The 14,901-nt window shown below is 31.4% G+C and carries 15 protein-coding genes and 1 tRNA gene; 9 read left to right on the forward strand and 7 right to left on the reverse strand.

All coding sequences use genetic code 11. The features are described from left to right. Positions 1-40: 40 nt before the first annotated feature. Both HA140_RS01430 and HA140_RS01435 read left to right on the forward strand, forming a co-directional pair. Positions 41-1,237 (forward strand): 4-hydroxy-3-methylbut-2-enyl diphosphate reductase, encoded by a 1,197-nt coding sequence (locus HA140_RS01430; protein ID WP_209039432.1) that lies wholly within the window; start codon positions 41-43, stop codon positions 1,235-1,237. A 104-nt stretch (positions 1,238-1,341) separates the two neighbouring features. Beyond that, positions 1,342-1,902 carry a DoxX family protein gene (locus HA140_RS01435; RefSeq protein WP_209039433.1) on the forward strand — a complete coding sequence of 187 codons (561 nt, stop codon included), beginning with the start codon at positions 1,342-1,344 and terminating at the stop codon, positions 1,900-1,902. A gap of 1 nt (position 1,903) precedes the next feature. Here the strand turns inward: HA140_RS01435 and purH are convergent, their stop codons facing one another. After that, positions 1,904-3,457: a bifunctional phosphoribosylaminoimidazolecarboxamide formyltransferase/IMP cyclohydrolase gene (gene purH / locus HA140_RS01440; RefSeq protein WP_209039434.1), complete on the reverse strand. Its 1,554-nt coding sequence runs from the start codon at positions 3,455-3,457 to the stop codon at positions 1,904-1,906. A gap of 33 nt (positions 3,458-3,490) precedes the next feature. Here purH and HA140_RS01445 point away from each other — a divergent pair, with 33 nt between their 5' ends. Beyond that, positions 3,491-4,108, forward strand: a complete 618-nt coding sequence (locus HA140_RS01445) for an alpha/beta hydrolase (RefSeq protein ID WP_209039435.1) — start codon at positions 3,491-3,493, stop codon at positions 4,106-4,108. Here HA140_RS01445 and HA140_RS01450 read toward each other — a convergent pair. Further along, complete coding sequence (locus HA140_RS01450; RefSeq protein ID WP_011817760.1) at positions 4,105-4,473, reverse strand: DUF3155 domain-containing protein; 369 nt, start codon at positions 4,471-4,473, stop codon at positions 4,105-4,107. The genes HA140_RS01445 and HA140_RS01450 overlap by 4 nt on opposite strands. A gap of 256 nt (positions 4,474-4,729) precedes the next feature. Here HA140_RS01450 and HA140_RS01455 point away from each other — a divergent pair, with 256 nt between their 5' ends. Further along, positions 4,730-5,866 (forward strand): sensor histidine kinase, encoded by a 1,137-nt coding sequence (locus HA140_RS01455; RefSeq protein ID WP_209039436.1) that lies wholly within the window; start codon positions 4,730-4,732, stop codon positions 5,864-5,866. On the opposite strand, the gene HA140_RS01460 is transcribed toward HA140_RS01455, so the two are convergent. After that, on the reverse strand, positions 5,844-6,626 hold the full coding sequence (locus HA140_RS01460; protein WP_245156171.1) for an adenosylcobinamide-GDP ribazoletransferase: 783 nt from the start codon (positions 6,624-6,626) through the stop codon (positions 5,844-5,846). The genes HA140_RS01455 and HA140_RS01460 overlap by 23 nt on opposite strands. A 55-nt stretch (positions 6,627-6,681) precedes the next feature. Here HA140_RS01460 and tgt point away from each other — a divergent pair, with 55 nt between their 5' ends. Next, complete coding sequence (tgt, locus tag HA140_RS01465) at positions 6,682-7,800, forward strand: tRNA guanosine(34) transglycosylase Tgt (RefSeq protein WP_209039437.1); 1,119 nt, start codon at positions 6,682-6,684, stop codon at positions 7,798-7,800. 33 nt (positions 7,801-7,833) lie between these two features. Further along, positions 7,834-7,974: a photosystem II reaction center protein K gene (locus HA140_RS01470; protein WP_002805418.1), complete on the forward strand. Its 141-nt coding sequence runs from the start codon at positions 7,834-7,836 to the stop codon at positions 7,972-7,974. A 23-nt stretch (positions 7,975-7,997) separates the two neighbouring features. Here the strand turns inward: HA140_RS01470 and HA140_RS01475 are convergent, their stop codons facing one another. From HA140_RS01475 to HA140_RS01485, 3 genes are all read right to left on the reverse strand, one after another. Next, positions 7,998-9,002 carry a Gfo/Idh/MocA family protein gene (locus tag HA140_RS01475; protein ID WP_209039438.1) on the reverse strand — a complete coding sequence of 335 codons (1,005 nt, stop codon included), beginning with the start codon at positions 9,000-9,002 and terminating at the stop codon, positions 7,998-8,000. A 50-nt stretch (positions 9,003-9,052) separates the two neighbouring features. Beyond that, positions 9,053-10,321: a hemolysin family protein gene (locus tag HA140_RS01480; RefSeq protein ID WP_209039439.1), complete on the reverse strand. Its 1,269-nt coding sequence runs from the start codon at positions 10,319-10,321 to the stop codon at positions 9,053-9,055. An 18-nt stretch (positions 10,322-10,339) separates the two neighbouring features. Continuing rightward, a tRNA-Ile gene (locus HA140_RS01485) sits at positions 10,340-10,412 on the reverse strand. Between the two features lie 141 nt (positions 10,413-10,553). Here HA140_RS01485 and pyrE point away from each other — a divergent pair. Further along, positions 10,554-11,114 (forward strand): orotate phosphoribosyltransferase, encoded by a 561-nt coding sequence (pyrE, locus tag HA140_RS01490; protein WP_209039440.1) that lies wholly within the window; start codon positions 10,554-10,556, stop codon positions 11,112-11,114. Positions 11,115-11,124: 10 nt separating this feature from the next. Next, a complete protein-coding gene (locus HA140_RS01495) occupies positions 11,125-11,961 on the forward strand; it encodes a folate-binding protein YgfZ (RefSeq protein ID WP_209039441.1) in 837 nt (278 codons plus the stop codon). Here HA140_RS01495 and HA140_RS01500 read toward each other — a convergent pair whose 3' ends face one another. Further along, positions 11,962-13,365 (reverse strand): TM0106 family RecB-like putative nuclease, encoded by a 1,404-nt coding sequence (locus HA140_RS01500; RefSeq protein WP_209039442.1) that lies wholly within the window; start codon positions 13,363-13,365, stop codon positions 11,962-11,964. 80 nt (positions 13,366-13,445) lie between these two features. On the opposite strand from HA140_RS01500, the gene HA140_RS01505 reads away from it, so the two are divergent. After that, the gene (locus HA140_RS01505; RefSeq protein ID WP_209039443.1) at positions 13,446-14,900 is read left to right on the forward strand and encodes a phosphoglucomutase/phosphomannomutase family protein; all 1,455 of its coding nucleotides are present in this window, start codon (positions 13,446-13,448) and stop codon (positions 14,898-14,900) included. Position 14,901 lies beyond the last annotated feature (1 nt).

The following is a 14,901-nucleotide window of genomic DNA, read 5'->3' on the forward strand; positions in this document are numbered from 1 at the left end:
TTTTTACGAAAAATTATTTAAAACGTTGTAATATAGTTAAATGGACACTCAAGCTTTTAGAAGATCCCTTCATCATTCTGATAGATATAATAGAAGAGGTTTCGATTCTCCAACAAAAAGAGCTCAGGCGTTAGAAGATGCTTACCAAAGTGATTTGATAAGTTCTATTAGAGATAATGGTTTTACTTACACTAAAGGTAGACTAAATATTAAGTTGGCTAAAGCCTTCGGTTTTTGTTGGGGAGTTGAAAGAGCTGTAGCTATGGCTTATGAAACAAGAAGACATTACCCTAATGAGAATATTTGGATAACAAATGAGATAATTCATAACCCTTCAGTTAATGATCATTTAAGAAAAATGAGTGTAAAATTTATTTCCGCTAAGAACGGAATTAAAGATTTTTCTTTAGTTTCTGAAGGTGATGTAGTTATACTTCCTGCTTTCGGAGCGACTGTTCAAGAAATGAAACTCCTTCATGAGAAAGGATGTCATATCATAGATACAACTTGTCCTTGGGTTTCAAAAGTTTGGCATACTGTTGAGAAACATAAAAAACATGTTTTCACATCTATAATTCATGGAAAATTTAAGCATGAAGAGACTCTTGCTACTAGCTCATTTGCAGGAAAGTATTTAGTTTTATTAGATCTAGAAGAAGCAAATTTTGTATCTGAATATATTCTTGGCAAAAGAACTAGAAATGAATTTATGAATAAATTTGCTAAAGCTTGTTCTGATGGATTTGATCCTGATAAGGATTTAGATAAAGTTGGAGTTGCTAATCAGACAACTATGCTTAAGAGCGAAACCGAAGAAATTGGAAAAGTTTTTGAGAGAACGATGTTAAAAAAATTTGGACCAGAAAACCTAAATAATCATTTTTTAGCATTTAATACAATTTGCGATGCAACTGAAGAAAGACAAGATGCAATGTTTTCTTTAGTTGATGAAGAACTTGATATTCTTGTTGTTATAGGAGGCTTCAATTCGTCAAATACTACGCACTTACAAGAAATAGCAATTAACAAGAATATCTCTTCATATCACATAGATACTCCAGAGAGGATATCAATTGAAAAAAACTCAATATTACATAAGCCACTAGGATCAGATTTAGAATTAAAAAATAACTTTTTACCTAGTGGAAATATTAAAGTTGGAATCACCTCAGGCGCATCTACTCCTGATAAGGTTGTTGCGGATGTAATAGAAAAGTTAATTTATATAGCTTCCTAAATTTGGAATCTAATAAATAACTTTGCTTAGTTTCTTTAATTTATTATCCAGATAGTTCCTAAAGACCATCATTATTAACTAGAATAATTAAAAAATTTTGAAGTATGGAAGACAAAACGCCAACTAATGATGTTCAAACAGCCAGTATGAATAGAAATAAAGCCCCCCAGAAAGTTGAAGTTGTAGTTGCTAATTCATCTTCAGGTTCAGAAGTAAATATCCTTGGAGAACTATCGATTTTTGTTTTGAGAATAGGTTTTTGTGCTTTGATGATTCATCATGGCCTTGAGAAACTTCAGGATCCGCAAGGTTTTGCTGAATTTGTAGTCGGTAAGTACTTTCCATTTTTGCCTGGTGATCCTGTTATTTGGACTTTTGGAGCAGCAATTACTCAATTGGTATGCCCTGTAGGGTTGGCTTTAGGGATTTTTGCAAGGCTTTCTTCTCTTGGTCTATTCTCCACTATGGCATTTGCAGTTTATTTTCATCTCCTCGATACTGGACTAGAAGGTTTCCCTCTGGCTGTGGTTGAGGGTCATAATTATGCTTTCGAATTGTCTTTTATATATGGTGCTATTTCTCTCTACTTTCTGTGTGCAGGTCCGGGCAGGCTATCTTTATTTAGAAAAACTAATAAGATTACCTATTATCCAAAATCAACATAACCTAGTGTAAAAAGTGCCTTTTTTGGGTAAATACCATTGAAATTCCTTTCGAATTACACATATCAATGCTTTCTTGATCTCTTAGGCTTCCCCCTGGTTGGATTATAGCTTTTATTCCATATTTATTTGCTAGTTCTACAGTATCTGCAAATGGGAAAAATCCATCGCTAGCCAAAACAGCATCAGAACATAAACTTCCAGCTGCTTTTAATGCAATTTTTGCTGCCCCAACTCTATTCATTTGTCCAGCTCCAATACCAATAGTTTTTTGGTCTTTAGCAATAACAATGGCATTAGATTTAACGTGTTTACAAACTTTCCATGCAAAATTTAGATCTGAGTTAAATTGATTACTCGGATTTTTATTAGTTACTGAAATCCAATTTTCAGTTTTTTCTTCACTATCATCAGTATCTTGAACTAGTAATCCACCCATTATTGATTTAGTAGAAGTTTGATTCTTTTTTGGGAGTCGATCTTTTGAAAACTTTAAAATTCTCAAATTCTTTTTAACTTTTAAAATTTCTAAAGCTTCCTCGTCAAAAGATGGAGCGACGACGCACTCTAGGAAAATATCTTTGAGGTGAATTGCGGTCTTACTATCAACATTTGAATTAAAAGCAACTATTCCTCCAAATGCACTAGTTGAGTCGCATTCCAAAGCATTCAAAAATGCTTGAGAAGCTGAATTACTTATAGAGGCACCACATGGATTATTGTGTTTTAGAATGACAGATGCAAACATATTGTTTGTAAGAACATCTTTTTCTGCGTAGCCAAATTCTAAAACTGTTGCAAGTGCCGACTCTAGATCTAATAGATTGTTATAACTTAAGTCTTTACCTTGTAATTGTTCTGCTGAGTTCCATCCAATGTTACTCAAACCATACCAAAATGCTTTTTGATGGGGATTCTCACCATACCTTAAGGTTTTGATTAGTGGATAGGATTCAATATATTTGGAAGATTGTAAACCTCTTTCTTTTCTTATCCAATTAGATATTGCAGTATCATAGTCTGCTGTATGTTGAAAAGCTTCAAGGGCTAATTTCGCTTTGTATGATTCCTTTAATTCACCTTTTTTACTTTCTTCAAGAAAAGTTTGATACTGACTAGGATCTACTAAAACGGAAACGTATTTATGATTTTTAGCCGCAGAACGAATCATAGATGGTCCTCCGATATCGATATTTTCAATAGCATCTTCCCATTTTGCCTCCTGATCTACAGTTTTTTTAAACGGATATAAATTGACTACTACTAAGTCAATTAACTCAAGATTATTAGCTTCTATATCTTTTTTATGTTCCTCATCAGTTCTTTTAGCTAATATTCCACCGTGTATTTTGGGATGTAAAGTTTTAACTCTTCCTCCAAGAATTTCTGGAGAATTAGTAAAATCTGCAACTTTAATAACTGGAATTTTTCCTTCTATAAGATGTTTGGCAGTTCCTCCACTTGATAGAATTTTATAATTAAATTGCTCTACCAATTCCTTACAAAATGGGATGATATTTTTTTTATCAGAGACACTTACTAAAGCTAATGGTGACATTATGGGAAAGTTTACTTACTTTAGAATATAAACATGAAATATGCTATCAATCATGAATTTGTCTCGATTAGCTCTCAAACTGCAACTCATAGAATTATTTTGATGCATGGTTGGGGAGCTGATTCAGATGACCTTTTAACATTTGGAAAGGAGATGAATGAAAAAATAAATCTTGATTTTGAGGTAATTTCTTTGAGAGCCCCTGGATTACATCCAAGTGGTCAGGGAAGACAGTGGTATGGATTATACCCACATGATTGGAATGGAGCTGAGGTTGAAGTAAATAAACTTTTAGTTACATTAAAAAAATTTGATACTGACCAGATTCCACTAAGAAAAACAATTTTGTTGGGGTTCTCTCAGGGGGCGGCAATGGCAATTGATGCAGGATTTAAATTAAATTTTGGATTAATTGTTGCTTGTAGTGGTTATCCTCACCCCAACTGGGTCCCTAGAGAAAATTGCTCGCCATTGATTATTAGTCACGGTATATTTGATGACGTCGTGCCTATAGATGCTTCTAGGACTATTTATGAGCAGGTAAAGAGTAAGTCTTCTAAATATTGTGAATTATTAGAATTCGATGGATTTCATCAGATTGATTCAAATTTAATTAATTTTATAAGTTCAAAAATAAGTACGATTTTTTAAACAAAAGCATATTCGTATTCTTCAATTTCTTCCCAATCATCTGCAGTAAGTTCTAGTCCCTCAAATATTTTTTCTTCACCAATTCCTTCTACTACAACTTTTAGTGATGGAAATAGAAAATGATTTTCTTCAGCGTATTGAGCGCTAAATAACCCTTTTTCACCCCAAAAAAACCTGTCAGTAGTATGTTCATTTCTTCGGACATTAAAAACTGAAGGTGCAGAAAGACCATTTTCAGCTATGAATCTTCTTGCTGCTGTAACTGGTTTATGTTTGCCAGTTTCGATATGATAAATAGGTACATGTGCCATGACTCTTTGGCCAGCCAATCTTCTTCTGCTGATTCTTTTCCTTTTTTTTGACATTGATTGGTGCTCCTGAAATTATTAATGAGATTAGTCTTATTAATTAATTTTACTAATCTTAATATATGTGATTTTAATTTCACTTCAAATTACATAGAGGACCCATCAACCCCTGATGTAGCTTAAAATATGATTAAATATTCATATTTAAGGCTGGCTAAAGTCAGACCTCTTTATATATCTTAATACTTTTTTCATATTTTACAAGCCCTTTTTCAAGTTTTTTTTAAAAAAATTACTCAAAATTTCATTTATTATGAATCTTTCAAAAAAATTTGAAGAGTTAATTAATAAACAGCTTGAGAGTTTTGGTTGCTCAATGGGCGTGACTAATTTAGTCATGTATCTTGCTTCCGCAAAGCAAGGAACTAAAGCATCTTTTGAAATGATTGGTCAATGGCCACAAATTGATAGGCTACTAACATCAATAGAAGATGATCCTTCGCTAAAAGTTTCATCCCCTAATAGAAGATGGTACCCGCTTCAAGAAAACGATATTCTACTTGGTGTCCTTAGGGTAGAAACTGATTTGAAAGGGGGGAGTTGGCCAGCATCTCTTGATTCTAGATTAAAAGCGCTTTCAATATCTTTAGCTAAGTGCGTATCTATCGAATTAGAACGTCAAAATAAAAATGAAGAAATTAATTTCTTAAAAAATCAGGTCAATGTCATAATCCATCAATTAAGGAATCCATTGGCTGCTATTAGGACATATGCAAAATTACTAATAAAAAGACTTGGTTCAGATGATGACTCTATTGAAATAGTCGAACGCATGATACTAGAGCAAAATCAAATTAATCAATATATGGATTCTTTTGCGCAATTAAATTCACCTATTCAACTTCCTCTAGAAATTGGAGAGGAAAGATTATTATTACCACCAAATTTAGATAATAAAAAGGTAATAACTGTTCAGAGTTTATTGAGGCCAATATTAGAGAGGGGTAAAGCTAATTCAGACTTAGAGAATAGAGATTGGACTGAACCTGCTCTTTGGCCAGATTGGACTTTATCGCCATTAAAGGCAAAATATGCTGTAATTGCCGAAATTGTGGCCAATTTATTAGAAAATGCGTTTAAATATGCTCAAAAAGACGCTGAAATTGGACTCGCAATTACGAGTAATGGACTTTGTATATTTGATGATGGTAAAAAAATAACCAAAAATGAAAACGAGAAAATTTTTGAAAAAGGTTTTCGAGGAGCTGCCGCTAAGAAGAAGGACGGCACGGGTGTGGGACTTTTTTTGGCGAGGAAATTAGCAAAACAAATTGGAGGAGAATTGAGATTGCTGGAAAATAACTCGATTGATAATACTGAGAAATTAAAAAATCTTAAGAAGAAAAATATTTTCTATTTAGAACTTCCTATAAAAGAATTGCATGCATAAATAACATTGCAGTTTCAACTAGTACAACACTTGCACCGCAACCATCTCCATTGAAGCCTCCAATTTTATCCCCTAGAATGTTTGGGATAGAATAGCTAAGAAAAATACCAATCAAAATTAGAATTAAAAATTTAATTAATATGGCTTTCGATGTAATAGAAAATAATTGGTATCCAATGAAAATTAAGAGAAAAATAATGGAAATCAAAGATTCTTTTTTAAATCCATTCCAAAATTTTTTATGATTAATAGATTTTTTCTTATAACTCACATATTTAAACTTTTCTATAAAAAATAAATTCGAAAATCTTCCCCAAAATAAGCATATTGGTAAAACAAAAATTATTAGGTTTTGAATTTTGAGTATGCAAGCTATTTGAATTAAAGTTATAAAAACTAAAGCTTGAACTCCAAAGGAACCAACTTTACTGTCTTTCATGGCTTTTAAACGTTTCTTTTTGCCCGCAAAAATACCATCGAAAGTATCCATTAAACCATCGAGGTGCAGTCCACCAGTAATCAAATATCCTGAAGCCAAACAAATTAATGCAGATGCATAAATTGACCAAGAGTTTGTTCTTAAAAAAAGAAAGATATAACTCTGAATTGTTCCAATGAAAAATCCTAAAGGTGCCGCAAATTGTGCAATATTTTTAAATTCGGGTTTAATCAAAGGTATCTTTGGAAATGTCGTGTAAAAAATCCAAGATCCTGCTAAATTTTTTATAAAATATTTTTTGATAAGAAAAAGTAGATTCAATATTAAATAATAGGGTAGATTAATAAAAAAAGATAAAAAAATTTTTAAAAATATCGTGTTTGAATTTGAAATTACATCGAATTGCAGTAACACAGGGGCAAGAACTGGCATATTTCATACACCAAATGGTCAGGTAAACACACCCAAATTTATGCCTGTGGGTACTTTGGCAACAGTTAAAGGAATTTCATCTAAGCAATTAATCTCTACAGGATCAGAAATGATTCTCTCAAATACCTTTCATCTTCATTTACAACCTGGAGAACAATTAGTTAAAGAATCTGGAGGAATACATAAGTTTATGAATTGGCCCAAGCCTATACTTACCGATTCAGGAGGATATCAAGTTTTTAGTTTGGCCAAATTAAATAATATTTCTGATAAAGGTGTGGAATTTAAAAATCCAAGAGACGGTAGTCATGTATTTTTATCACCTGAAAAAGTAATGCAGATTCAAATGGATCTTGGATCGGATGTTGCAATGGCTTTTGATCATTGTCCTCCGCATACAGCTACCGAAAATGATATTGAGGACTCTTTACAAAGAACTCATTTATGGTTAAAACAATGTGTAAAGTCTCATAAGAAATCCAATCAAGCATTATTTGGTATAGTTCAAGGTGGTAAGTATCCAAAATTAAGAGAACATAGCGCAAAATTTACAAGTTCTTTTGATTTGCCTGGAATTGCGGTGGGAGGTGTAAGTGTTGGTGAGGCAATCGATGAAATACATAGTGTAATAAATTACGTACCAAAATTCTTACCATTAAATAAACCAAGATATTTAATGGGGATTGGCTCTTTAAGAGAAATTTCTTTAGCTGTTGCTAATGGATTCGATATATTTGACTGTGTTTTACCTACAAGACTAGGAAGACATGGGACTGCATTTTTAAATGATGAAAGATTGAATTTGCGAAATGCTAGATTTAAAAATGACTTTTCTCCGATTGACAAAACTTGTAAATGCGAAACCTGTAACTCTTATTCTCGTGCATATTTGCATCATTTAATTAGAAATGACGAAATATTAGGTCTCACTCTTATAAGTTTGCATAATATTGCTCATTTAATGAGATTTACGAAGGCCATTTCTACTGCAATTAAAGATAATTGTTTTACAATTGATTTCGCTCCTTGGAAAACATCCTCCATTGCTCACCATACGTGGTAACGTCTTAACATAATTAATTAATTTTTTAAAAAGGTGCTCATTCTTTTAAATACATTCGCTGAATTACCTGAAGCTTACAAGGCTTTTGCTCCAACTGTTGATGTTCTTCCACTGATCCCTTTATTTTTCTTTTTATTAGTGTTTGTTTGGCAAGCTGCAGTTGGATTTAAATAAAATTATTTGCTTCTAGATAATTTTTAGAAGGGATTTTCAAGTAAAATTGCATCTCCGGAATTTTCTACAGCACTCTCTATAAAGTCAGCTATTTTTAAAGCTCTTGATGCTTGCTCACCATCTACTTCGGGTGTTTCTTTACCTTGAAGACATTTAAGAAAATGTTCCAATTCTGCATAAAGAGGCTCAATGGAAGTTGTGCTTACTTCTTCTACATATCCATCATTCCTATAAACTAATTCTCCATGCTCTGCAGTGTATGATTCATGGGATTTTCGATGAATTTGAAGAGAGTGATTTAAGAAATCAGTTTCTACTAGACCATTTTGGCAGTGAGCACTTAAGCTTCTAATTTTTTTGTGACTCATTTTGCTGGCAATTAAGCTTGCAATAACATTATTTTCAAAAACTAAAGTAGCATTCACATAATCTATTAACCCTTCGCTATTTCTTCCTCCAACCGCTGCTAATTTTTGTATTTTCGAGTTTACAAGCTCTAAAACAAGATCAATGTCATGAATCATTAAATCCATTACTACAGATACATCATTTGCTCTATCAGCATGAGGACTATGTCTTCTTGCTTCTAAAACGACAATTTCTTCATTATTTACTATTTTATTTAATTCTCTAAAGGCAGGATTAAATCTTTCAATATGCCCAACTTGTAACAAACAATTACTTGCATTCGCGGCTTCTATTAAAGATTTCGCTTCTAACTCATTAGCTGCAATTGGTTTTTCAATTAGAACATTGGTTCCTCCCTTAAGACAATCTAGGCCTACTTTTTGATGAAGTAGTGTTGGGACAGCTATACAAATAGCATCAACTTTCGGAATTAGATCCTTATAATCCCTGAACCATTCACATTGAAATTGCTCAATAGCTAATTTACCTCTCTCTTCATTTGGATCTGCAACTCCAATTAGATTCGCATCTTTGAGTAAACTTAGTACTCGAGCATGATGCCATCCCATATTTCCTATACCTATGACTCCAACCTTTACTGGTGGTGAGGTTGGTTGCATAACTTTAAATCCATCTATTAAGTATCATTATCCTCTATAGGAAGCCACATTTAGCTTTTAGGAAGAATAATTTTAACACGATCAATTTTAGGACCTGACATAGATATAACTTCAAATTTAATTTGATTAAAATCTAAAATGTCGCCAATTTTTGGTACCATCTGAAATTTTTCTAGCAGGAATCCAGCAAGGGTATGGTAGTCTGCACCTTCTGGGATAGAGCATCTTAACTTTTTATTGATATCTATAATTTCTGATTTTCCAGCTATTGACCATTTTCTAGAGAAATTATCTAACATTTTCATGTCTGAATAAATTCTACTATTGAGCATTTCCTCTCCAACTATTTCTCCATTTAGATCAGCTGCAGTTATAAGACCCTCCGTCCCCCCGTGCTCATCAACTACTAGTAAGAAAGGATTGTATTCTCTGACTAATGGCAAAATTTCTGCTAAAGAACTTGTTTCTATTATTTTTGTGACTGGCAAAAGGAATGGTTCCAATAAAGTATCGGCTTCCATTTCACCTTTTGATATTGGTTTAGCTAAATAACGCAAATCTAATACACCTAATACATCATCTAGAGACTCGTCGATAACAAAGAAGCGTGCATGTCGAGTTTTGTCTACTTGTTTCATAAGTTCTGAAAAGGTTATATTTTTTGGCAAAGTTACCATTTCAGATCTTGGAATCATTACTTCTTTTACTTGCGTATCTTTTAAAGCAAAAACCCCTTCAAGAATATTTTTCTCATCAGGCTTTAAACCTGTAACATTATCTGTTTCTATAAGAGTTTCCAATTCGCTTGCGGATAAACCCGAATTTAAAGAATCCCATTTGTTATTTAAATGAAATAAACCTAAACAGGCGCTAGCAAAGAATTCGATTATCGTAACTATAGGTTGCATACCTTTTCTTACTGCATCGAATATGGTGGTTAACCTTAATGCAGCAGATTCTGGATTGTTAATTACTAGGGCTTTAGGAATTAGTCCAGATACAAGAGTAACTACTAAAACCACAAATAGAAATAGCAAAAGATCATAAAATCTATTTGGCCATATATTGCTTTTCCAATAATCATTTGCCAAGCTATTGCTAAGCCATCCAATTGCAATCAATGAAATTGTTACTCCAAATTGAGAAGCAATTAAGGAAGATCTAAATCGTTTTTGAATTTTTAAAATTGAAAATGCCCCTTTCTTTTTTTCTTCTATTAGTCTTAAAACTTTGCTTGGTCTGATCAATAAAAAAGAGAGTTCACTTGCTGCGAAAAAAGCTGGTAAAAATAAAATAAATAAAAGTAGAGTTATTTTCATTCAATGACAAATGAATAATGGGGGTGGCGAGGATCGAACTCGCCTTAGCCAAATTATGAGTTTGGTGCATTCACCAGATTGCTACACCCCCAATGGAATTAATGTAATTTTAATTACATTGAATTTCAATATACAATATAAAAATAATATTTCAAAAAACACCTCATTAGGAAGTTTTTGTGAGATATCTTTTTTTTCTTCTAATCTTTAAATATAAATTTATCTTTTACTAATGGGCAATTTTTCAGAAAAGTATGTTTTAAATAAGGCAAAATTGTTAAAACAGTTATTTGAAAAATCTTATAAGAAAGGAAACTTTACTTTATCTTCAGGAAAAAAAAGCAGTCATTACTTGAACTGTAAACCAGTATCATTAAATGGGGAAGGCCTAAACTTAATAAGTGATTTATTTCTAGAATTAAAGGATTCAAGGTCAAAAGCTGTAGCAGGATTGACATTAGGTGCAGATCCTTTAGTAAGTGGATTAATTATCAAAGCAGCTTCGCAAGGCTTAAACCTAAATGGTTTAATAATTCGCAAAGAAATTAAAAAATACGGTACTAAAGCTGGAATTGAAGGTCCTATATTAGAAGCAGGTACCTTGGTAACTGTCTTAGAGGATGTAGTTACAACTGCTGGTTCAGTAATAAAAGCTATAAAAAAGTTAAGAGAAAATAATTATGTTGTTGAGGAAGTTTTGTCTATAGTTGATAGGCAAGAAGGGGGATGTGAAGCGCTTAATGATGAAAATGTTAAATTAAAGAGTCTTTTTACAATCAAAGACTTTCTATAAATTTCTCAAAATGCAAGATATAATAAAAAAGTTTTGGCTTGAAAAATTTGATTGCTTTTCTGTTAGTGGAAAAGATGCCAAGAAATTTTTGAATGGAATAACAACTAGTAATATTCTTAAAGCAGAAAATAAAGTTATCAAAACTTGTTGGTTAACTCCAAATGGAGTTCTAAGGTCATTAATTGAAATTATTTTTTTAGAAAGAAACTTAGAAGTAATTATCTTGGCGGGTAATACCAATGAAATAATTGATTACTTTAATCAAATTATTTTTCCAGCGGACGATGTACTTTTAAGTGAACCTTTCTTGATAAATAGAATTCAGGAAATTGATGAATCTAGTTCATGGAGAACTTACCGGCCTATTTTCTTCAAAACAGAAGATAAAGAATTTGAAATATATAAAAATAAACTAAATTTACTAAATCCAAATGATTTAAAACTTTGGAAGATTAATCAGGCAATACCCTCATTAGAAATGGAAATAGACGGAAAAAATAATCCTCTTGAACTTGGATTACAAGATCTTGTAGATTTTAGTAAAGGTTGTTATTTAGGACAAGAAACAATGTCAAAAATAAAAAATGTTTCTTCTTTAAAACAGGAAATAAGAATTTGGAAATCAATTGAATCTAATTTGAATTTAGATGTTGAAGATAAAAATTTATATATAAATTCTGCCAAGGATATTTCTGTAGGCAAAATCACTAGTTTTTTTAAATCAGATTCTCAAATAAAAGGTTTAGCAATGATAAAAAGAAAATATTTAGAGGAAGGAAGTTATTTTTTTTCAGAAATCTTTGGAAAAATTGTTATTAATAAATCTGTAGGATCAATTTTTCTTTAATTAATTTTTGATTAAATATTCTGCTATTTGCAGAGTTGCAAAACAATCATCTTTGTTATATTGGATGATTTTTTTTAAAAATATTTTATTTTCTGTAATTTGATATTGAAGCCACCAATAAAGGGCTTTCGAGCCACTTGCATTTTTCTGCATCCATTCAAATCCAAGCCAATTAGCAACAGTTTTTAAGCCATAGTTTTTTATTGGTAATATCCAAGACTTTCTTATTAAGGTATGTAAGTCTATAAATCTTGAGGCAAGTGAATCAATTTCTTCAAAACTAAAATTTAGGTTTTTAGCAATATTAATTATTGCTATCTTTTCAGTCTCTCCGTAATGTAAAACTGGCCATTCATTCTGTGAAAAAAGTATTTCAATAATTTTCCTGTAAGATTCTCCTTTATTGTTTTTGAGATTCAAAATAGGTTTATAAAAAAGATCTTCTTTTTTTGTAAACAAATTATTTATTTTTAAAAAACCATATAAAAAGTCATGCTTATCATCTGGACTTGACTCAATATCAAATATATAAAATCCCGAAGATGTTTTTTCTAGTAGATTATTAGTATCATTTTTATTGAAAATGCGATATGGTTCTCCAGAAATATAAGCTTTTGCTTGCTTTATAAATAAGGAAGCTTTTTCATACTTTTGATCGTTGAATTTAGATAATTTCTCTCCAAGTTGTTTTTCGCTAGAAGAAGCTAATTTTTGGGTATCAGATATTCCATTTGTTGTAAGTAATGATGCGGTTTTGGATCCTATCCCATCTATATCTGTTAGATATCCATTCTCTTTTGCTTCTTTGTCACAAAATTTTTGCCATGAACAAATAGTACATTTTTTTCTATCTTGAGTTATTTCTGGCATTAATCCCTCCAAGCATTTATTCAAACTTAATAAAACATTCAAAACTTTGTTTCTTAATTTTTTATTTAAATAAATTTCTTCAACATTAACTTTTTTATCAAAACTTGAAATTACTAATCCTTTCTCAACTTTAGATTTTTGAAAAGATTCCAACAGCATAGAACTAAATGCTAAGTCGAATAAATGTTCTTTAGTGGTTTTGTGGCCTAACTTATAAACAGCAGGTAAATATTTGTATGATCCCCATTTACTTTTACCTTGAGCCTTTACAAGTAATTGTGGACGTATCTCTGCGTTAATATTTTGGAAAAGATTCTCTTTAATTTTTAATCCAATTACCCCTTGATAACCATTTTCACAGGCTTTTAATCCTGTATAAATTTCACTATTACAAAATTCAGAGAAAATTTGAAACTGATTAATTTTATCTATAGCTTTATGGGGGGACCAAACTTCATAGGATTTTTTACCCTTAAAATCTAGCCATGCTTTTCTTTTGCATCTTGTGAAACTTTTTAAAAGAAGAGAATTCAAATTATTTTTTAAGGGCGGTTTTAAAATTTACTCATATAAATTAGTATAGATAATTAGAAGAAATCAAGGAAATTTTAAATTTGAAAGCTGATAAATCGGATAAAATAAAATTTGGAACTGATGGGTGGAGAGGAATTATTGGATTTGATTTTAATTTATCCAATCTTTCAAGAGTTGTAGTCGCTGCATGCCAGGAATTGCATTATCAATACTATAGGGAAGTTAATTCAAAGAAAATTATTATTGGATATGATCGTAGATTTATGGCTTTTGAATTCGCCAAGCAAATAGTGCCTTTTGTAAGAGGATGTGGTTTCGAACCGATCTTATCTGATAGCTTTGTTACAACACCCTCTTGTAGTTTCTATGCCAAAGAAGTAGGCTGTCTTGGAGCCTTAGTAATTACAGCAAGTCATAATCCATATAATTGGCTAGGTCTGAAAATAAAGAGCTTTAATGGATGTTCTGTTGACGAATCTTTTACAAGTGAAGTTGAAAAAAGATTAATGCTTGGAAATTCAATTGAAAAAATAGATGGTGTAGATCAATTGGTAGATATTAAGAAATTTCATTTAGACAGAATTAAATCTCTTTTTGATATTGACTTTATTTCCAATAGATTGAAAAAAATGAAATTGAGAATTTTTGTAGATTCTATGCATGGTTCAGCTGCAAATTGTATGACTGATATTTTTGCCTCTAGTGATTCAGAAGTTATTTCAGAAATTAGAAAAGATAGTGATCCTTTCTTTGGCGGCAAACCTCCTGAACCTCTTTTAAATTATGCAGATGATCTAAATCAAACACTAATCAAAAATTCAACAAATGAAGTGAAAACACTAGGAATTATATTTGATGGAGATGGTGACAGAATTGCAGCAATTGATGAAAAAGGAAGATACTCTAGTACACAAGATTTACTGCCATACTTTATTCACTATTTGGGCGAAATTAAAAATAATTCTTATCCAGTTTTAAAGACTGTTAGTGGTTCAGATATTATTAAAAATATTTCAGAAAGTCAAAAAAGAGATGTTTTTGAACTCCCAGTTGGCTTCAAATATATTGCTGAAAAAATGATCAAAGAGAAAATATTTATTGGTGGAGAGGAATCGGGAGGGGTTGGTTTTGGTGACTTTATGCCTGAAAGAGATGCTCTTTATGCAGCAATGGTTTTATTAAATGGGATTGCTGAAAAATCTCAATATTTATTCGAAACCTTAGATGAAATACAAAAAGAGTTTGGGCCTAGTTTCTATAAAAGAATTGATATTAAATTTCCAAATCAGTCAGAAAAAAAATCTGTAGAAGAATTTATAATACAAAATATTCCTGAGAATATTAATAATCACAAGTTAAAAAGTATCTCAAAGATTGATGGAATAAAGTTGAGAATTGATAAAAATTTTTGGCTTCTTTTTAGGTTTTCAGGAACGGAACCTCTTTTAAGATTATATTGTGAAGCACCAAAAGAATCTTATTTAGATGAGTTATTAGAATGGGGGCAAGTATTTATAAATTTGGCAGGAAAATAAG

The sequence above is a fragment of the Prochlorococcus marinus CUG1417 genome (assembly GCF_017695975.1).
Lineage (GTDB): Bacteria > Cyanobacteriota > Cyanobacteriia > PCC-6307 > Cyanobiaceae > Prochlorococcus_A > Prochlorococcus_A marinus_AG.